Source organism: Paenibacillus sp. FSL W8-0439, assembly GCF_038008995.1.
Taxonomy (GTDB): domain Bacteria; phylum Bacillota; class Bacilli; order Paenibacillales; family Paenibacillaceae; genus Paenibacillus; species Paenibacillus polymyxa.
Window position 1 is genome coordinate 880,001 of sequence record NZ_JBBPAK010000001.1, and the last position, 19,100, is coordinate 899,100.

The following is a 19,100-nucleotide window of genomic DNA, read 5'->3' on the forward strand; positions in this document are numbered from 1 at the left end:
ACGTGGACGTAGACCCGAAACCGGGTGATCTACCCCTGTCCAGGGTGAAGGTGCGGTAACACGCACTGGAGGCCCGAACCCACGCATGTTGAAAAATGCGGGGATGAGGTGGGGGTAGCGGAGAAATTCCAATCGAACCCGGAGATAGCTGGTTCTCCCCGAAATAGCTTTAGGGCTAGCCTCGGAAAGAAGAATCGTGGAGGTAGAGCACTGATTGGGTGCGGGGCCCGCAAGGGTTACCAAGCTCAGTCAAACTCCGAATGCCATAGATTTAGTTCCGGGAGTCAGACAGTGAGTGCTAAGATCCATTGTCGAAAGGGAAACAGCCCAGACCATCAGCTAAGGTCCCCAAGTGTGTGTTAAGTGGGAAAGGATGTGGAGTTGCACAGACAACCAGGATGTTGGCTTAGAAGCAGCCACCATTGAAAGAGTGCGTAATAGCTCACTGGTCGAGTGACTCTGCGCCGAAAATGTAACGGGGCTAAACACACCACCGAAGCTATGGCTTGATGCTTGCATCAGGGGTAGGGGAGCGTTGAATGCGGGTTGAAGGTGTACCGGAAGGAGCGCTGGACTGCATTCAAGTGAGAATGCCGGTATGAGTAACGAAAAGATCTGTGAGAATCAGATCCGCCGAAAGCCTAAGGGTTCCTGAGGAAGGTTCGTCCGCTCAGGGTAAGTCGGGACCTAAGGCGAGGCCGATAGGCGTAGTCGAAGGACAACAGGTCGAAATTCCTGTACCACCGTAATCCGCTATGAGCGATGGGGTGACGCAGTAGGGTAGTGACGCGGACTGATGGATGTCCGTCTAAGCAGTGAGGCTGATGTGTAGGCAAATCCGCACATCGTAAGGCTGGGCTGTGATGGGGAGCGAAAATTATAGTAGCGAAGGTCATGATCTCAGACTGCCAAGAAAAGCCTCTAGCCAGGAGAAGGTGCCCGTACCGCAAACCGACACAGGTAGGCGAGAAGAGAATTCTAAGGCGCGCGGAAGAACTCTCGTTAAGGAACTCGGCAAAATGACCCCGTAACTTCGGGAGAAGGGGTGCCTCGGTAGGGTGAATAGCCCGAGGGGGCCGCAGTGAAAAGGCCCAAGCGACTGTTTAGCAAAAACACAGGTCTGTGCGAAGCCGCAAGGCGAAGTATACGGGCTGACGCCTGCCCGGTGCTGGAAGGTTAAGGGGAGTGGTAAGCCTTCGGGCGAAGCTATGAACCGAAGCCCCAGTAAACGGCGGCCGTAACTATAACGGTCCTAAGGTAGCGAAATTCCTTGTCAGGTAAATTCTGACCCGCACGAATGGCGTAACGACTTGGGCGCTGTCTCAACGAGAGATCCGGTGAAATTTTAATACCTGTGAAGATGCAGGTTACCCGCGACAAGACGGAAAGACCCCATGGAGCTTTACTGCAGCTTGATATTGAATTTGGGTACGATCTGTACAGGATAGGTGGGAGCCGTTGAACCTTGAGCGCCAGCTTGAGGGGAGGCATCCTTGGGATACCACCCTGATCGTATCTAGGTTCTAACTTGGTACCGTGATCCGGTACGAGGACAGTGTCAGGTGGGCAGTTTGACTGGGGCGGTCGCCTCCTAAAGAGTAACGGAGGCGCCCCAAGGTTCCCTCAGAATGGTTGGAAATCATTCGAAGAGTGCAAAGGCAGAAGGGAGCTTGACTGCGAGACCTACAAGTCGAGCAGGGACGAAAGTCGGGCTTAGTGATCCGGTGGTACCGCATGGAAGGGCCATCGCTCAACGGATAAAAGCTACCCTGGGGATAACAGGCTTATCTCCCCCAAGAGTCCACATCGACGGGGAGGTTTGGCACCTCGATGTCGGCTCATCGCATCCTGGGGCTGAAGTAGGTCCCAAGGGTTGGGCTGTTCGCCCATTAAAGCGGTACGCGAGCTGGGTTCAGAACGTCGTGAGACAGTTCGGTCCCTATCTGTCGTGGGCGTAGGAAATTTGAGAGGAGCTGTCCTTAGTACGAGAGGACCGGGATGGACGTACCGCTGGTGTACCAGTTGTTCCGCCAGGAGCACCGCTGGGTAGCTATGTACGGAAGGGATAAGCGCTGAAAGCATCTAAGCGTGAAGCCCCCCTCAAGATGAGATTTCCCAGTATGTAAGACCCCTTGAAGACGACGAGGTAGATAGGTTGGGGGTGGAAGTGCAGTAATGCATGGAGCTGACCAATACTAATCGGTCGAGGGCTTATCCTAAGATAAGACGCAATGAAGTTTCGGATCCAGTTTTCAGGGTGTAAGCATTGCATCGTATAAGTTCGAGTAGCTTATATGAGGCAAGCGAACACACAGCATTTGGCGATGCTGATTCCTGAAAAAGAATTTGCGAGGCAAATTCATGTTTGGTGGCGATAGCGGAGGGGTTCCACACGTACCCATCCCGAACACGACCGTTAAGCCCTCCAGCGCCGATGGTACTTGGACCGCAGGGTCCTGGGAGAGTAGGACGTTGCCAAGCAATAAGTAAAAAGGACCATGATCTTTTTGAGATCATGGTCCTTTTTTGTGTTAAATATCAGTAGAATTTTTAATTAGTTTAAGTTAGTTATAAGTTCGACTGAATCTGTGGATATTAGCTAGTAAATAGATAGACATTTTCTAAAGAAAATTAGTACCAGGTATTAGTATCTGGTGTTATAATATGAATAAGGATTATAAAGGAGAGTGATCAGATTGTTGAATTCAAAAGCAAAGTTAACGGCCCTTGGCACTTATGTACCTGAACGGATTTTGACGAACGCCGACTTGGAGAAGCTTGTGGAGACTAGTGACGAGTGGATTGTACAGCGAACGGGTATGCGGGAACGACGAATCGCGGCCGAAGATCAGTATGTATCTGATTTATGTATACAAGCTATTAAACGTATGGTTAACCTTTATAACGTAAATGTGGACGATGTTGACATGATCATTGTAGCGACGAGTACACCTGATTACTATTTTCCAAGTACGGCTTCCCGTATTCAGGCTTATTTTAATATTCCCAATACAGGGTCAATGGATGTTAGTGCTGCATGCGCAGGCTTTGCCTATGGACTTCATTTGGCAAATGGTCTTATTACGGGTGGTCTACATCGCAAGGTTCTAGTGATTGGAGCCGAAACATTATCCAAAATTACAGATTATACGGACCGGACGACATGTGTTCTTTTTGGAGATGGAGCAGGGGTTGCACTTGTTGAATATGACGAGGATGAAGGGTCGTTTTTGACTTCAGATATAGGAACCTTTGGGCAAGGAGGAGCACATCTTTATCGCGCAGGATTATCTAACTATTTGGATGGAGAGAAGCTGCAAGATAATGGTTTTATCGCTCAAAATGGACGTGAGGTTTATAAATGGGCTGTACGTTCTGTCCCAGCAGGAATCGAGCGATTAATGGATAAGGCAAATATGGGGAAAGAGGATCTTGACTGGTTTGTACCTCATAGCGCTAATCTGAGAATGATTGAGTCCATATGTGAAAAGAGTGCAGTACCTTTAGAAAAGACGCTGACGAGTGTAGAGTTTTATGGCAACACTTCGGCGGCGTCCATTCCGTTGGCTTTACAGTGTGGATTGGATGATGGGCGTTTAAGATATGGACAACATGTGGTGTTATATGGGTTCGGGGGAGGCCTGACGTATGCGGGTCTGTTATTAAAATGGAGTGTGCCTGATTTGTAAGCTGCTAACTAATGCATGAGCAATAGTAATAGTGTGTAAAGATCGTGTTAATAAAGAGACGTTGGTTGGCATTAGATTTATCGTAAGATGGCAGGATGGTATAATTAACATTATGAGAGAAAGGAGCGTAACATGAAGGTATTGGTATTGGCAGAAAAACCATCCGTGGCCAGAGAGATTGCACGTGTGATGGGCAGCCGTGAGAAGCATAAAAGTTATATAGAAGGACCTAAGTATGTAGTGACATGGGCTTTGGGTCATTTGGTCGGATTAGCAGAGCCTGAGGATTACGATTCTAAGTATGCGAATTGGAACTTAGAGGACTTGCCCATTCTTCCGAAGAACTCCAAGTTAAAGGTATTGCGGGAGAGCAATCATCAGTTCAAAGCTGTACAGCAGCTGATGAAACGACAGGACATTGGAGAACTTATCGTGGCAACAGATGCTGCTCGTGAAGGAGAATTGTTGGCGCGTTGGATTATACAAATGGCAAACTGGAGGAAGCCTTTCCGGCGTTTATGGATTTCCTCGCAGACGGATAAGGCAATTAAGGCAGGTTTCGCGAAATTATTGCCTGGCCAGCAGTTTGATCGTTTATATGAATCGGCTCGCTGTAGGGCTGAAGCAGACTGGATGATTGGTCTCAATGTAACCCGCGCGTTAACGGTTCGTTATAACGCCCAGCTTTCGGCTGGAAGAGTACAGACACCGACACTGGGGATGATTATGGAACGTGAGAAAGAGATCACCCAGTTTCGTTCTCAAGAATATGATACGTTGACGGCGGATTTTGGTCATTTTCAGGCAACATGGCGTGCAGAAAATGGGGATTCACGTATGTTTGACCGTACTCAGGCAGAGACTTTGCGCCGCAGGCTTGAGGGGGCCAAAGGTACAGTTGTGAGTGTTAAAAAAAGTGAAAAAAGCGAGCCTCACCCGCTCGCGTATGACCTAACTGAGCTGCAAAGAGATGCTAACCAGCGCTACGGCTTCTCGGCCAAGCAGACGTCTAATGTTCTTCAGCGTCTATATGAGCAGCATAAGCTGGTGACTTATCCACGTACAGACAGTCGTTATCTTACCTCCGATATGGTGGATTCCCTTAAGGAAAGGCTCAGTAGCGTAGCCGTGGGTCCGTATGCTTCTTTAGCACGTCCGCTATTGCGTAACAAATTGCCAATCACAAAACGAGTTGTAGATGACAGTAAAGTCACAGATCACCATGCGATTATTCCTACTGAGCAGACGTTATTGCTTAATCAGTTAAGCCCAGAGGAGCGTAAGCTGTATGATCTGATTGCACGCCGTTTTATCAGTCTGTTCTACCCACCTGCACGTTATGATGCTGTAGCTGTATCGGTCATGGTGGGGCAGGAAACATTTCAGGTAAAAGGTACAACCATAAAAGATAGCGGTTGGCGTGCTGTGTATGACGAAAGTCATTATGAATTGGACGAGGAAGAGACAGATGACCGTGAAAGTAATGGACGGGGCGTTATTTTGCCTGAGCTGAAAAAAGGAGACTCCGTCCAATTGCAGCGTTGTATTGTACGAGCTGGACGAACAATGCCGCCGAAGCGGTATACAGAAGCAGCCCTGCTGGCTCAGATGGAAAAGCATGGCCTGGGTACTCCAGCCACCCGTGCGGATCTGATCGAGAAACTCGTCAGCTCGGATACGATAGAGCGCCAGGGGAACGTGATGCATCCAACTGGCAAAGGCAAGCAACTGATCGAGCTGGCGGCTCCACAGCTGCGAACGCCCGAATTGACGGCACAATGGGAAGCGGAGTTAGAACGGATCGCCCGTGGTCAAGGACAACCTGAGCCATTTCTGAATTCTATCCGTGCTATGGCGAAAGAATTGGTTTCTACTGTGAAAAATAGCAGCGCTGAGTACAAGCCCCATAACGTAACGAATAGCCATTGTCCGGATTGTGGTACAAAGTTGTTGGAGAAGAAAGGAAAGAAAGGCAAGTTTCTTGTATGTCCAAGTGCGGATTGCGGTTACCGTCGTTCAGGCGAAAAACGTTTGTCCAATCGACGTTGTCCGCAGTGTCATAAGAAAATGGAAATGAAAGAGGGCAAGGCAGGTTTGTATGTAAGATGCTTATCCTGTGGCATTACGGAGACGCTAGATAAGGACAAGCAACGGGTAAACAAGCGGGAACAACAAAAGCTGGTAAAACAGTTTGAAAAGAAGGAATCTTTTGGCTCCAGCTTGGGTGATTTGCTAAAAGCAGCAATGGAGCAAAAGCAGGGCGAATAAAGATTGCCAGAGCGTGCTTCAAGCTACACAATTAGCAGGCGTATGTCGGTATAAAAAAGCTTACTCCTTGGCATGGTAATCCGAGGAGGTGAGTATTTATGCCCAAACATAAGCCGCTTAAAATCAATAATCAGCAAAATAAATCAAGTATACTGGAGGAAGAAATCGCTGCTCATCCAGAGAAGCAAGCTAAATATCCTCCAAGCTTGAATGGGATTCCCAAACAGCAGTCTTAATGCTACCTGTAAGGGAAAACGAATGGCTGTATAAGACCAAGACGTTTGGATACCAGATGTAATCGTTATGGGTGCCAGACATTGTCTTGCATAAAAGAAGCAGCAGTACGGTGGTCAACCGTAACTGCTGCTTCTTTTTTATAATAATGAAGTTATATTTATTTGGTTTGGAATAACTGCCCTTAGTATTCATTAAAGAAAGATTGGATTTGATTAACATCATGCGTCTGGGTCAAAGCGAGCATGAGTAAAATCCGTGCTTTTTGCGGATTGAGCGAATCGGTGGACACAAAGTTCGATGCTGCGTCTTTTGTCGATGGGGACACAACTCCACTTCCTACGCGGCTGGAGCGGGCAATAATAACTCCTTTTTTGCCTGCGGCCTCTGCGCCTTCTGAGGAGGTCTTGGATAAGGAACCATTACCGGAACCAGCGACCACTATGCCCTTGGCGCCAGCTGCTACGGCAGCATCATACAGGTAGCGACCGTTGTTTTGATACTCGTATAGAATATCTACTTGCGGCAGCTGGGTGAGATTAGAGACGTCGAATACAGAAGAAGTCGTATGCTTATGAGTGGATTTGTTGTAGTAGTATACTTGATCGCCCACTACAGCTCCAAGGTAGCCCTGCTCCACAGACTTGAACGTATCGACTGCAGTTGTGTTCGTTTTTGTGATGTATCTTGCTGCACCGATGCGATCGTTCAGCAATACGAGTACACCTTGGCCTTTGGAGGCCGAAGCTCCGGCAACTTTTACAGCATTATAAAGGTTGAATGGACCATCGGCACTGATGGCAGTAGCTGGGCGCATAGAGCCAACAACAACTACAGGCTTATCGCTCTTAACGACAAGGTTAAGAAAGTATGCCGTTTCTTCCAATGTATCTGTACCATGGGTAATGACAATACCGTCTACATCGTCTCTGGCAAGCAGCTCGTTGGTGCGTTTGGCAAGTTTTAAGAGGATTTCATTATTAACATCGGGGCTACCCACGTTAACCACTTGCTCACCACTGACATTTGCAATACTTTTCATCTCAGGAACGGCATTGATTAAGGTTTCAACACCTAATGCGCCTGCTTTGTAGCCAGTTGTATCCGTGTTGACGGAGGATGACCCTGCAATGGTCCCTCCTGTGGCTAGTATTTTAATATTGGGTAAATGATTAGTTTGTGGATTTTCAGATTTGTCTGAAGTTGTAGTGTTAGAAGTAGATACCGTTGTGCTGGTTGTAGCTGCTGCCGCAGCGTTAGCAGTAAATCCACCACTCCATAAGGTACTTCCGAGAATAAAGCCGGCCAACAGGGGAATCATTGTCATTTTTTTCATGTTAGTCATATAAAGCTCCTCTCCAATCTTAAACCTTGAAATATTAATGATAGATTAACTGACAAATATTTTGTCGAATTACGTTGATATCACGCATTATAGGGTGTAAAATCGTTTTTAGTCAATATATATGTTAGAAAATATAACTTTAAAACTCGTTTTTATATATGTAATCGCTTTAAATACAGCTAAATGAAAAATGTTTATAAAAGAAAGCAACAAGCAGAAATCTCATAAGGAGTCTGCTTGTTGCTTTTGATAAAAGGTGAACAACTGAGTATACCTTTAATTTTATTTAATGAGAGTCAGATCCCATGATCAGGGGTTTTTGCTATGCTGTTTTGTTGGCAAGCTGGCGCTGGGAGTTCCTTTTCCTTGTTTACGGTTACGTTCTGCCTTTTTTGCATTTTCTCGTAGCTTTTCAACGTATTCATGGGTGCTTTCCATCGTAGTTCCTCCTTTAAGACAAAATAAATGCACTCGGGAATTGCCCTCATACACCGTTACTATTTCCGCAAAAACGTTTTCCCAGTCAGAGAAGGCGTTGTTTCTATAAAAGGGGTGAGGTTATAATGAAGAAGAGAGCCCTATATAAGTCCTAATACCTGAAACTGGTACGGTGTGCAAAAGGAGGAGAGACATTGCAGACAGGCTTGTTGGTATGGCTACTGTTCATTAATGCAGTAGGCTATCTGGTAATGTCGGAAGATAAAAAGAGAGCACGTAAACACCGTGATCGTGTACCTGAACGGACGTTGTTTTTGCTGGCCCTGATCGGGGGCGCATTGGGTGTACTCATTGCGATGTACCGCAAACGCCATAAAACACGGCATATGACCTTCAGATTAGGTATTCCTGCGTTGCTATTCATTAACGCATTGCTCTATGGGTATTTTTTACGCTAAGGCTGGGAGTTTAGCTTCTCATAGGGAAGTTTAATGATGATTGAGAAGGCTATTCTCAGCCATTACATGATGTATGAAGTGAACAACCACAGGAATACATAATTTCAGGCTTTGATTTAACAAACTGAATTCGGAAGAGGTGCGTATTATGCTATTTTCAAAAGTATTGCTTGCTTATGACGGTTCGGATGCTTCCAACAAAGCTTTATTGAAGGCGGCTGAATTGGTGAAGGCATCACCCTCCTCGAAGCTTGAGGTAGTGACAGCATTCGATTTCCCGCGGATTTTTATGGGCGAAGGTTTGGCTCCAATTCCAGCTTCGGTGAATAAAGAGTATTATGATTTGGCTGAGCAAACTACGGATGAAGTTAAAAAGCGGCTTGCTGAGCAAGGTGTAGACGCCAAGGTAGAGCTGATTCAAGGCTCGCCGGCCGAAGTGATTTTGGATTATGCCAATGAGAATGGCTTCGATGTGATTGTGATTGGCAGTCGCGGATTGGGTGGTATTCGTGAATTTGTATTAGGTAGCGTAAGTCACAATGTGGTGCAGCATGCACGTATCCCCGTGCTGGTCGTAAAATAACGAAGTAAAAAAGCAAAAGTCGGATCACTGCCTGTACAGGAAGTGCCGGCTTTTTATTTTTGTTGGAAAGATGTATTGCTGGCCGTTACCAGTGTAGGTAGAGTGATAGCTAAATGTAATACAATAGTCCTGAGGTATGCATATAAAGGGCTTGGTTTTTGTTAAACACGAACATTAAATTGTATCATTATGACAATGTTCGTTTTCAAGTTGACACAGGGTGTAGGGAATTGTTAAACTATGAAGTGTATTGTCGATAAAAAATGAACTTTAGGTACAATTTAATTAGGTACACATGTTGGAGCCGAAATCCATCACGATTATGCTGGGAAAGTATATCGTTGGGTATGGAGTAAGCACAATCCTGACTCGTATAATGCCGGGGATATGGCCCGGAAGTTTCTACCTGGAAACCTTAAATTTCCGGACTACGGGAGACATACGGCTGAAGCCGCATTGGATGCGGTGGAACAGGCTTGCTTTTGGCATGCCTTTAAGAGGCTCTGTCGTTTGTTTTTTCGTAGTCCGGTGTCTTGAAAATAACGTTATTTTCGAGTGCCGGATTTTTGGCGCTTATTGATAAACAGGGAGTGAAGGACATGTCAGTGCAGGTCGCTGTCATTATGGGCAGCACATCAGACTGGGACACCATGCAACATGCATGTGCTGTGCTGGACGAGCTTGAAATCGGATATGAGAAAAAAGTAGTATCAGCCCATCGTACACCGGATTTAATGTTTCGTTTTGCAGAAGAGGCCGCCGGGCGCGGACTAAAGGTCATTATTGCTGGTGCGGGTGGGGCTGCACATCTGCCGGGAATGGTGGCTGCGAAGACCTCCTTGCCAGTGATTGGTGTGCCTGTTCAGTCGAAGGCTCTGAATGGTCTGGACTCCCTGCTCTCCATTGTGCAGATGCCGGGTGGTATTCCAGTTGCCACTGTGGCAATCGGTAAGGCAGGCTCTACCAACGCAGGTTTGCTGGCTGCACAAATATTAGGTGCTTTTGACGAAAAGATAAGTCAGCGGGTTGTGGCAAGACGCAACCGTATCCGTGACGAGGTACTGGAAGGCAGTGACTCGCTATGAATGAAGCATGTGAATCCGCTGGCCGTATTCGCCCTCCTGGCACAGTGATTGGAATTTTGGGAGGCGGACAATTAGGCAGAATGCTTGTACTGGCAGGTACAAACCTAGGCTATCGCTTCGTGACACTGGACCCTGCACCGGATAGTCCGTGTGGACAGGTGTCAGAACAAATCCGTGCTGCCTATGATGATGAGCACGCGGCCAGAGAACTGGCTGAACGGTGTGACGTGATCACGTATGAGTTTGAAAATGTGGATGCGGGTGTAGCCGCGCTTTTGGAACAGGAATCTAGTGTACCGCAGGGCAGCAGTCTTTTGTACACGACACAGCATCGTCTGCGGGAAAAACGTTCTATTGAAGCAGCTGGTGTTCCTGTCGCTCCATATCGTGAAATTAGCAGTCCTGCCGATATGGTTCAATCGGTAGCCGAACTGGGTGTGCCGTGTGTGCTCAAAACAGCAGTCGGAGGTTATGATGGCAAGGGCCAAGTGGTCATTCGCCAATCGGAGGAAGCCACGAATGCCTACGAGCAACTGGCTGGAAGCGGTGCGGAACTGGTGTTGGAACAGTTCATCCGTTTTCGCTGCGAAATCTCGGTGATTGTAGCTCGCAGCACGAACGGTGAAGCCAAAGCCTTTCCACCTGCGGAAAACATCCACGTGAACAACATTTTGCACACGTCGATTGTACCCGCACGCGTACCTGAAGCTGTCCAGGAGGAAGCACGCAAATTGGCGCTGGCTGTGGCGGAGTCATTGGATGCAGTGGGGCTGCTCGCTGTGGAGATGTTTGTCACCGAAGACGGACAATTATACGTTAATGAGTTGGCACCACGACCCCATAACTCCGGCCATTACACGATGGAGGGTTGCGCCACCTCGCAATTTGAGCAACATATACGTGCGATTTGTGGTTTGCCACTGGGCAACACGAAGCTGCTGACTCCGGTGGTGATGGTCAATGTACTAGGTGAGCATTTGGAGGACGTAATTCGACGGTTCGGACAATCAGATGCTGAAGCTGAAAGATTGAGTGTTGTACCAAAACTGCATTTGTATGGAAAAAGTGAAGCCAAGCCAGGCCGAAAGATGGGACATATTAATCTGTTGTGCCAGGACACGGAACAAGCGCTGGAATGGATTGATCAAACCAATATTTGGGGGAATAAATAGTCATGATCGAACGCTATAGCAGACCGGAAATGAGAGCGATTTGGACGGAAGAAAATAAATTTAAAGCTTGGCTGGAAGTAGAACTGTGTGCCTGTGAAGCATGGGCTGAGTTAGGTGTTATCCCAAAAGAAGATACCGTGGCTCTGCGTAAAAATGCAAGCTTTGATATTGAACGGATCTATGAAATTGAGCAGGAGACAAGACATGATGTCATTGCTTTTACCCGTACGGTATCCGAAAGTCTTGGCGACGAGCGCAAATGGGTACATTATGGCCTAACCTCTACAGACGTGGTTGATACGGCTCTGGGCTATCTGTTAAAGCAGGCGAATGAAATTCTGGAACGAGATATTCTGAATTTTATTGAAATTTTGAAGGAAAAAGCATTGGCTTACAAGCACACACCGATGATGGGACGTACACATGGAGTGCATGCTGAGCCGACCACATTTGGACTGAAAATGGGCTTGTGGTACGAGGAAATGAAGCGCAATCTGGAACGTTTCCGCTATGCTGCTGACCAAGTACAATACGGTAAAATGTCCGGTGCAGTCGGAACATACGCCAACATCGACCCGGCTGTGGAAGAATTCGTATGCCGCAAGCTCGGTACCAAGCCTGCCCCGATTTCTACACAAACGCTCCAGCGCGATCGTCATGCTGAATACATGGCCACGTTGGCGTTGATCGCCACATCGTTGGACAAGTTTGCTACAGAAGTCCGTGCATTGCAAAAGAGTGAATTCCGTGAGGTAGAAGAAGCTTTTGCCAAGGGTCAAAAGGGATCCTCCGCGATGCCGCATAAACGCAATCCGATCGGAAGTGAAAACATCTCCGGTCTGGCACGTGTGATTCGTGGGCATATGGTATCGGCGTATGAGAACGTAACGTTGTGGCATGAACGCGACATTTCGCATTCTTCTGTAGAACGTATCATTCTGCCAGATGCAACGATGCTGTTGAACTACATGCTGAACCGTTTTGGCAATATCGTGAAAAATCTGACGGTCTTCCCTGAAAATATGAAGCGCAATATGGCGCGTACGTATGGTGTACCATTCTCCGGCCGCATTATGACGAAGCTGATCGACAAGGGCTTTAGCCGTGAAAAAGCTTACGATACCGTGCAGCCGCGTGCGATGCAGGCATGGGAAGAGCAACGCCAGTTCCGCGAAATTGTCGAGGCGACTCCGGAAATTACTGCCGTGCTCAGTCCGGATGAAATCGAGGATGCGTTCAACCCGGCTTGGCATTTGAAGAACGTGGATACGATCTTTAAAAAGTTGGGATTAGGGGAGTAGAGAAAGGTTGGCGCTTGGAGAGGCCGCTGCGCGAACGGATCATTCTTCCGATTGCTGTTGCCCCTGGATTCCTGGAAAATCTGCAAAGGTTGGAATCCAGGGGCAAAGGCAAGCGCTAACGCTTCTCCAGAACGATTCCGTCCGCTCCGCTGCTTCCAGCACCAACCTTCGTATGGGAGCAGAACTAGGGGAGGTGCGGCACATAAGATGCCGCACCTTCCCAAGAGCGATGGAAAAGCGTGTTCCACTGCTTTTCTATCGCAGACTACGTGCTCGTGAGGGCTGCCGAATTTGCGCAGCAAACAGCCCGCAGTCCTCACGAGCACGCACAGGCTCAAGAAGCGAAGCCTTGAGCCAGCCGTTCGCACCAACGTAAAAGCGTTGCTGGATGAGGGCTTGTGCGAACAAGCCTTCATCCAGCGAAACGCGCTCACTTCACCATAGCTACAAAATACACGCCCTCACCTTGCCCATTAGCCAACCCTTGCGGGAGTCCCGAGGGCAGCAGCCCTGGGGGTCCTCCCTGAGGGGAGGATTTAGGAGGGGCCATACTCTTTTGAAAGAGGTGTAATGAAATGTCATTGTCTACCGCCGAAGGTCTGATTCATGCGCCGCTTTTGTACAAAGGCAAAGTGCGTGAGTTGTATGATCTCGGAGAACATTTTCTGATTGTCGTGACGGATCGGATTTCAGCTTTTGATTATGTGTTGGAGCCGCCTGTACCGGAAAAGGGGAATGTTCTGAACAAGCTCAGTACTTTCTGGTTCGAGCAGACGAAAGACCTGCTGGAAAACCATGTCGTGCATACCGATGTAAACAAGCTCGGACATGTCATCGACGAACAGAATAAAGAGCTGCTTAAGGATCGGATCATGGTCACGCTGAAGGCTGAACGCATCGACATCGAGTGTGTGGTGCGCGGATATATTACCGGAGGCGGCTGGCGTCAATATGAACAGACCGGTGAGGTAAACGGTATTCCATTGCCTAAGGGGCTACGTAAGAATGAACGCTTTCCCAAGCCTTTATTTACACCGGCTGCCAAAAACGACGTCGGTCACGACGAGGACATTTCCCTTCACCAAATGAAGGAACTGGTCGGGGTTGAGCTAACAGGTGAACTTGAGGAAAAAAGCTTGGCATTGTATGAATTTGCGCGTGCTTTCTGCGAAAAGCGAGGAATCATTTTAGCGGATTGCAAGTTTGAGTTTGGACTTGTTGATGGCAAGGTGATTTTGATTGATGAAATTTTCACTCCGGATTCATCTCGTTTCTGGGCACAGGAGAAGTATGAGCTGGATGTTGAGATTGATAGCATGGACAAGGAGCCGGTGCGAAGCTATTTGGCAGCCTCCGGTTGGGACAAGAACAGCAAGCCCGATCCATTGCCTGCTGAGGTCGTAGAAGAAACAACTGCAAGATATACGGATATTTGGCGGCGTCTGACGGCACAGTAAATAGTAATCATAATTCAACCAATAGGATTCACTCATTCGGAGGAGGAACTGAAGGAACATGATGAAAGCAACAGTCTATGTCACGATAAAGCAAAGCGTTTTGGACCCGCAGGGGGTCGCGGTGCAAGGCGCACTGCATTCTATGGGTTTCGGAGAAGTGGACAGCGTCAGAATTGGTAAGTATATGGAACTGAATCTGGATACAACAGACCGCGAGAGTGCAGAGAAACGCATCATCGAGATGTGTGAAAAGCTGTTGGCCAACACGGTCATTGAAGACTACCGCTACGAACTGGAGGGCTGATTCCATGAAATTTGCAGTTCTGGTTTTTCCGGGCTCCAACTGTGATATTGACTGCTATAAGGCGATAGAGGACACGGTCGGTGAACCTGTCGATTATGTTTGGCATACGGCAACGGATCTGTCACCTTACGATTGTATTCTTGTTCCGGGAGGCTTCTCCTACGGGGATTATCTGCGGTGTGGTGCGATTTCCCGGTTTGCTCCAGTGATGAAGGAAGTAGCCAAAGCGGCTGCCGAGGGCAAATATATTTTGGGGATTTGCAACGGTTTTCAAATTTTGACCGAAGCCGGGCTGTTGCCAGGAGCTTTGCGCCGTAATCTGTCGATGAAATTCCTTTGCCGTGATACGGTGTTGCAGGTTGCGAATAACCAAACGCCTTTTACAAGAGATTATGCTGCTGGTGAAGAGATCATTATTCCGATCGCACATGGTGAAGGCAACTATTACTGTGATGATGAGACGCTGGCTCGTTTGCAGGCGAACAATCAGATCGTATTTACGTATAAAGATAATCCCAATGGTTCCATGACGGATATTGCAGGGATTTGTAATGAACAAGGTAACGTGCTGGGCATGATGCCCCACCCGGAACGCGCGGTGGACGCATTGCTTGGAACGGATGACGGCAAACGTATGTTTACATCTATTTTGAATGCTTGGAGGGATCGTCATGGCGCAGCAAGTGTCCGCTAAGGAACCGACGGCAGAGCAGGTTGCCGAACATAAACTGTATCAGCAGATGGGTGTGTCGGACAGTGAATATGCGCTGATCTGCGAATTCATGGGGCGTCAGCCGAATTATACGGAGATTGGCGTGTTCAGTGTTATGTGGTCAGAGCATTGTGCTTACAAAAACTCCAAGCCGTTGCTGAGACGTTTCCCGACGAGCGGACCGCGAGTTCTGATGGGACCCGGTGAAGGAGCAGGGATTGTTGATATTGGAGACAATCAAGCGGTTGTATTTAAAATCGAAAGTCATAACCATCCATCCGCTGTAGAGCCTTTCCAAGGGGCAGCAACTGGGGTAGGCGGCATCATCCGTGATATTTTTTCCATGGGCGCAAGACCTGTTGCTGTTTTGAACTCGCTGCGTTTTGGCAAGCTGGAGAGCGACCGTGTGAAATATTTGTTCGAGCATGTGGTATCGGGTATTGCGGGCTACGGGAACTGTATCGGTATTCCGACCGTGGGTGGAGAGGTTGTATTTGACGAAAGCTACGAAGGCAATCCGCTGGTTAATGCAATGTGTGTTGGACTGATTGACCATGATAAAATCCAACGTGGTGTGGCAAAAGGGGTTGGTAACCCGGTGTTCTACGTAGGCCCACCAACAGGACGTGACGGGATTCATGGAGCAACTTTCGCATCCGTTGAGCTGACAGAGGAATCCGAAGCGAATCGGACTGCGGTTCAAGTAGGCGACCCATTCATGGAAAAGCTGGTTATGGAATCATGTCTGGAACTGATCGACAGCGGTATTGTACTGGGTATTCAGGATATGGGCGCAGCGGGACTTACCTGCTCCAGTGCTGAAATGGCAAGCAAGGCGGGCAACGGGCTTGAGCTGTACCTGGATCAGGTACCGCAGCGTGAAGAGGGCATGACACCTTATGAAATGATGCTGTCTGAATCACAGGAGCGTATGTTGTTCGTTGTTGAGCCTAAGGATGAAGCACAGGCGCTTGAAATTTTCGAGCGTTGGGGCGTCATTTGTGCCAAGGTCGGTAAAGTGACGGATGACGGTCGTTTGCGTTTGTTCCATCACGGTGAAGTGGTGGGTGATATGCCAGTGACGGCGCTGGTTGACGAGTGTCCGATCTATGACAAGCCTTCCGAAGTCCCTGCTTATTATGAGCAAAATGCTGCGATTGACACACTTCGGTATGCAGAAGTAACGGACTTGAACGGCGCGCTGAAAAAGGTGCTATCTTCACCAAGTGTAGCTAGCAAGAAATGGGTATACGAGCAATATGATTACATGGTTCGCACCAGTACGGCCGTTCGTCCGGGTTCGGATGCAGCTGTAGTGACCGTACGTGGCACCCGCAAGGGACTTGCAATGACTACGGACTGTAACGGACGTTATGTATATCTGGACCCTGAGGTAGGTGGACGGATTGCAGTCAGCGAAGCAGCTCGAAACATTGTATGCTCCGGCGGAGAGCCTTTAGCGATTACGGACAATCTGAACTTTGGTAACCCTGAAAAACCGGATATTTTCTGGCAAATGGAAAAAGCCGTAGACGGTATGGCAGAAGCTTGCCGTGTACTGGATACACCTGTTATCGGGGGCAACGTTAGCTTGTACAACGAAAATGCCAAAGGTTCGATCTATCCGACGCCTGTAGTCGGTATGGTCGGTCTGGTACATGACACAGATCATATTACGACACAAGGCTTCAAAGCCGAAGGCGATGTCATTTTCCTAGTGGGAGAGACGAAAGCTGAGCTAGGAGGCAGTGAGTTCCAGGCTATCGTGCACGGTGTATCCGAAGGACGTCCGCCTGAGCTCGATTTGAATGTAGAGAAAAAACTGCTGACTGCGGTACTAGGAGCGATTCAGGCTGGATTGGTACAATCCGCACATGATCTGTCAGAGGGCGGTTTGGCTGTAGCGCTTGCCGAATCTGGCATTAGCGGCGGATTGGGAGCACAGGTTAACGTAGAAACGTCTTTGCGCCCTGACCATGCTTTATTCAGCGAAAGTCAATCCCGCATTTTGTTATCTGCATCACCGGATAAAGCGTCTGCGCTAGAAGCACATCTGCGTGGACTGGAAGTACCAGTTACCGTATTGGGAAAAGTTGAAGGATCACAATTGACAGTTGAGGTAAACGGACAACCCGCTTTGAACGAGGCAGTCGCCAGTTTGAAGCAAATCTGGGAGGATGTCATTCCATGTCTGATGAAATAACAGCACGGACGTTGTGGACTGGAGATTATTATAATGAAGGCTCGGGTAAAGAGGGGCTGTTTGATAAATTAAAAGAGGAATGCGGCGTATTCGGGGTGTACAGACACTCTGATGCCGCTTCCCTAGCCTATTACGGCTTGCACGCGCTTCAGCATCGTGGTGAAGAAAGTGCAGGGATCTGTGTGAGCAGTGGCGACGAATTCCATTATCATCGTGGAATGGGACTTGTCAAAGAAGTATTTAATAAAGACTTAATGGCTTCGTTGACAGGCGATATTGCCATAGGACATGTGCGCTATTCGACAAGTGGAGACAGTAAGCTGACGAATGCACAGCCTTTGGTGTTCAAGTATCGTGATGGTGATTTGGCGGTAGCGACGAACGGAAATATCGTAAATGCTTTGCAAATTCGGCATGAACTGGAGCAGGGTGGGTCTATTTTTCAAACAACCAGCGATACCGAAGTAGTAGCACATTTGATCGCTCGGTCGTCCAAGGATTTAGTGGAGGCTGCCAAGGATGCATTAAAGCGTATTGTCGGTGGGTTTGCTTTCCTTATTATGACCAATGACAAGCTGCTTGTGGCTTCTGATCCCAACGGCTTGCGTCCATTGACGATGGGCAGATTGGGCGATGCTTATTTGTTTGCATCCGAGTCTTGTGCCTTGGAAACCATTGGTGCAGAATTGTTGCGCGATATCGAGCCAGGTGAACTGCTAGTTCTGGATAAAAACGGACTGCACGAAGACCGTTATACGGAAGATAAGCAGCGTAAAGCGCTGTGTGCGATGGAGTATATTTATTTTGCTCGTCCTGACAGTGACTTGAATGGTTCTAATCTTCATGCAGCACGCAAACGAATGGGCAGCCAGATGGCGCTAGAGGCTTTTGTCGATGCAGATTTGGTTACCGGTGTACCGGATTCCAGCATATCGGCTGCAATTGGTTATGCAGAGCAAACAGGTATTCCCTATGAGCTGGGCATGATTAAAAATAAATACACTGGACGTACCTTTATTCAACCGAGTCAGGAGCTGCGCGAGCAGGGTGTGAAAATGAAGCTGAGCGCTGTACGCCGTGTTGTTGAAGGTAAACGGGTCATTATGATCGACGACTCTATCGTTCGGGGCACCACATCTCGTCGAATCGTAAATATGCTGCGGGATGCGGGCGCTTTGGAAGTACATGTACGAATTACCTCACCGCCTTTCAAAAACCCGTGCTTCTACGGTATCGACACACCGGACCGTCGGGAACTGATCGCTTCGTCCAAAACCGTGGAGGAAATTCGGCAAGAGATTAACGCCGATTCGCTCTATTTTATGAGCGCAGAGGGATTGATTGCCGCGGTAGGCGGACATAACGAACAGGATTACAAGGGCGGTTTGTGCCTGGCTTGTTTCGATAATGATTATCCGACACAGGTAGATTTTAAAGGCGAAGAAAAGTTCGGGTGTAGTTGTTAATATAGGAACAAAAGAGGTACAGAGGTGCATGGAGGCATGGGATGGCGGTTCTGAGGAGACCACTCCGCGTGTGCAAGGTTCTTACGATCGCTGTTGCCGCCAGATTCCGGGATTGAAATAACCCCTTACAGGGTAGGAATCCGTCGGCGAACGCTTTCGCTTCTCCAGAATCCTTCCACCCGCTGCGTTCCTCAGAGGTGCAGCATTTTGCAGTAGTGCCTGTACCTCTTCTGTTCCCACCGGGAAGAGGTTAGGTAAGGCCGTTAAAAACTCATGGCATAACTATTTCATGCCATGAGTTTTTAACAGGCGGCTTGTAAAGCCGCCTGTGAGCCAGCGAAGCGAGGCTCAGGCAGCAGGCAGGGCGAAGCTACCTGCCTCAAGG

The 19,100-nt window shown here is 48.3% G+C and carries 16 protein-coding genes, 2 rRNA genes and 1 riboswitch (1 of these 19 cut by a window edge); of the genes, 15 read left to right on the forward strand and 3 right to left on the reverse strand.

The features are described from left to right. The 5 genes from MKX36_RS03950 to MKX36_RS03970 form a co-directional block, all read left to right on the forward strand. A 23S ribosomal RNA gene (locus MKX36_RS03950) occupies positions 1–2,219 on the forward strand (it extends 707 nt beyond the left edge of the window). A gap of 145 nt (positions 2,220–2,364) precedes the next feature. After that, positions 2,365–2,481: ribosomal RNA gene (gene rrf / locus MKX36_RS03955) — 5S ribosomal RNA — on the forward strand. Between the two features lie 215 nt (positions 2,482–2,696). Beyond that, positions 2,697–3,689, forward strand: a complete 993-nt coding sequence (locus tag MKX36_RS03960) for a ketoacyl-ACP synthase III (protein ID WP_019686165.1) — start codon at positions 2,697–2,699, stop codon at positions 3,687–3,689. A 132-nt stretch (positions 3,690–3,821) separates the two neighbouring features. Further along, positions 3,822–5,957 carry a DNA topoisomerase III gene (locus tag MKX36_RS03965; protein ID WP_340864252.1) on the forward strand — a complete coding sequence of 712 codons (2,136 nt, stop codon included), beginning with the start codon at positions 3,822–3,824 and terminating at the stop codon, positions 5,955–5,957. A 98-nt stretch (positions 5,958–6,055) separates the two neighbouring features. Beyond that, complete coding sequence (locus tag MKX36_RS03970) at positions 6,056–6,193, forward strand: hypothetical protein (protein ID WP_016819760.1); 138 nt, start codon at positions 6,056–6,058, stop codon at positions 6,191–6,193. Positions 6,194–6,375: 182 nt separating this feature from the next. Here the strand turns inward: MKX36_RS03970 and MKX36_RS03975 are convergent, their stop codons facing one another. Both MKX36_RS03975 and MKX36_RS03980 read right to left on the reverse strand, forming a co-directional pair. Continuing rightward, positions 6,376–7,536 carry a type II asparaginase gene (locus MKX36_RS03975; RefSeq protein WP_019686167.1) on the reverse strand — a complete coding sequence of 387 codons (1,161 nt, stop codon included), beginning with the start codon at positions 7,534–7,536 and terminating at the stop codon, positions 6,376–6,378. Between the two features lie 309 nt (positions 7,537–7,845). Further along, on the reverse strand, positions 7,846–7,974 hold the full coding sequence (locus tag MKX36_RS03980) for a DUF4023 family protein (protein ID WP_013369463.1): 129 nt from the start codon (positions 7,972–7,974) through the stop codon (positions 7,846–7,848). A gap of 194 nt (positions 7,975–8,168) precedes the next feature. Between MKX36_RS03980 and MKX36_RS03985 the strand changes: the two genes are divergently transcribed. The 5 genes from MKX36_RS03985 to purB all read left to right on the forward strand — a co-directional run bounded on the left by MKX36_RS03985 (position 8,169) and on the right by purB (position 12,573). Beyond that, positions 8,169–8,432: a DUF1294 domain-containing protein gene (locus MKX36_RS03985; protein ID WP_013369464.1), complete on the forward strand. Its 264-nt coding sequence runs from the start codon at positions 8,169–8,171 to the stop codon at positions 8,430–8,432. 148 nt (positions 8,433–8,580) lie between these two features. Further along, complete coding sequence (locus tag MKX36_RS03990; RefSeq protein ID WP_013369465.1) at positions 8,581–9,015, forward strand: universal stress protein; 435 nt, start codon at positions 8,581–8,583, stop codon at positions 9,013–9,015. Between the two features lie 349 nt (positions 9,016–9,364). Then, a riboswitch (purine riboswitch) is annotated at positions 9,365–9,466 on the forward strand. A 148-nt stretch (positions 9,467–9,614) separates the two neighbouring features. After that, positions 9,615–10,100, forward strand: a complete 486-nt coding sequence (purE, locus tag MKX36_RS03995) for a 5-(carboxyamino)imidazole ribonucleotide mutase (RefSeq protein ID WP_340864253.1) — start codon at positions 9,615–9,617, stop codon at positions 10,098–10,100. Then, positions 10,097–11,272, forward strand: coding sequence for a 5-(carboxyamino)imidazole ribonucleotide synthase (gene purK / locus MKX36_RS04000; protein WP_340864254.1), 1,176 nt, complete (start codon positions 10,097–10,099; stop codon positions 11,270–11,272). The genes purE and purK overlap by 4 nt, the downstream gene beginning before the upstream one ends. 2 nt (positions 11,273–11,274) lie before the next feature. Continuing rightward, complete coding sequence (gene purB, locus MKX36_RS04005) at positions 11,275–12,573, forward strand: adenylosuccinate lyase (protein WP_031462891.1); 1,299 nt, start codon at positions 11,275–11,277, stop codon at positions 12,571–12,573. A gap of 255 nt (positions 12,574–12,828) precedes the next feature. Here the strand turns inward: purB and MKX36_RS04010 are convergent, their stop codons facing one another. Continuing rightward, on the reverse strand, positions 12,829–12,981 hold the full coding sequence (locus MKX36_RS04010) for a hypothetical protein (protein WP_318300905.1): 153 nt from the start codon (positions 12,979–12,981) through the stop codon (positions 12,829–12,831). Positions 12,982–13,148: 167 nt separating this feature from the next. Between MKX36_RS04010 and MKX36_RS04015 the strand changes: the two genes are divergently transcribed. From MKX36_RS04015 to purF, 5 genes are read left to right on the forward strand one after another with little or no spacing between them, the layout of a single operon-like run. After that, entirely contained in the window at positions 13,149–14,030 is an 882-nt protein-coding gene (locus MKX36_RS04015; protein ID WP_017426169.1) for a phosphoribosylaminoimidazolesuccinocarboxamide synthase, read from the forward strand. Between the two features lie 58 nt (positions 14,031–14,088). Then, positions 14,089–14,334 (forward strand): phosphoribosylformylglycinamidine synthase subunit PurS, encoded by a 246-nt coding sequence (purS, locus tag MKX36_RS04020; protein ID WP_013308797.1) that lies wholly within the window; start codon positions 14,089–14,091, stop codon positions 14,332–14,334. Positions 14,335–14,338: 4 nt separating this feature from the next. After that, the gene (purQ, locus tag MKX36_RS04025) at positions 14,339–15,028 is read left to right on the forward strand and encodes a phosphoribosylformylglycinamidine synthase subunit PurQ (protein WP_016819768.1); all 690 of its coding nucleotides are present in this window, start codon (positions 14,339–14,341) and stop codon (positions 15,026–15,028) included. Beyond that, a complete protein-coding gene (gene purL / locus MKX36_RS04030) occupies positions 15,006–17,249 on the forward strand; it encodes a phosphoribosylformylglycinamidine synthase subunit PurL (protein WP_290403586.1) in 2,244 nt (747 codons plus the stop codon). The genes purQ and purL overlap by 23 nt, the downstream gene beginning before the upstream one ends. Next, entirely contained in the window at positions 17,234–18,715 is a 1,482-nt protein-coding gene (gene purF, locus MKX36_RS04035; RefSeq protein ID WP_017426172.1) for an amidophosphoribosyltransferase, read from the forward strand. The genes purL and purF overlap by 16 nt, the downstream gene beginning before the upstream one ends. Positions 18,716–19,100: the final 385 nt, after the last annotated feature.

Coding starts and splice junctions, on each gene's coding strand:
- MKX36_RS03965 (WP_340864252.1), top strand. CDS start 3,822: ATGAAGGTATTGGTATTGGCAGAAAAACCATCCGTGGCCAGAGAGATT.
- MKX36_RS03970 (WP_016819760.1), top strand. CDS start 6,056: ATGCCCAAACATAAGCCGCTTAAAATCAATAATCAGCAAAATAAATCA.
- MKX36_RS03975 (WP_019686167.1), bottom strand. CDS start 7,536: ATGACTAACATGAAAAAAATGACAATGATTCCCCTGTTGGCCGGCTTT.
- MKX36_RS03980 (WP_013369463.1), bottom strand. CDS start 7,974: ATGGAAAGCACCCATGAATACGTTGAAAAGCTACGAGAAAATGCAAAA.
- MKX36_RS03990 (WP_013369465.1), top strand. CDS start 8,581: ATGCTATTTTCAAAAGTATTGCTTGCTTATGACGGTTCGGATGCTTCC.
- purE (WP_340864253.1), top strand. CDS start 9,615: ATGTCAGTGCAGGTCGCTGTCATTATGGGCAGCACATCAGACTGGGAC.
- purK (WP_340864254.1), top strand. CDS start 10,097: ATGAATGAAGCATGTGAATCCGCTGGCCGTATTCGCCCTCCTGGCACA.
- purB (WP_031462891.1), top strand. CDS start 11,275: ATGATCGAACGCTATAGCAGACCGGAAATGAGAGCGATTTGGACGGAA.
- MKX36_RS04015 (WP_017426169.1), top strand. CDS start 13,149: ATGTCATTGTCTACCGCCGAAGGTCTGATTCATGCGCCGCTTTTGTAC.
- purS (WP_013308797.1), top strand. CDS start 14,089: ATGATGAAAGCAACAGTCTATGTCACGATAAAGCAAAGCGTTTTGGAC.
- purQ (WP_016819768.1), top strand. CDS start 14,339: ATGAAATTTGCAGTTCTGGTTTTTCCGGGCTCCAACTGTGATATTGAC.
- purL (WP_290403586.1), top strand. CDS start 15,006: ATGGCGCAGCAAGTGTCCGCTAAGGAACCGACGGCAGAGCAGGTTGCC.
- purF (WP_017426172.1), top strand. CDS start 17,234: ATGTCTGATGAAATAACAGCACGGACGTTGTGGACTGGAGATTATTAT.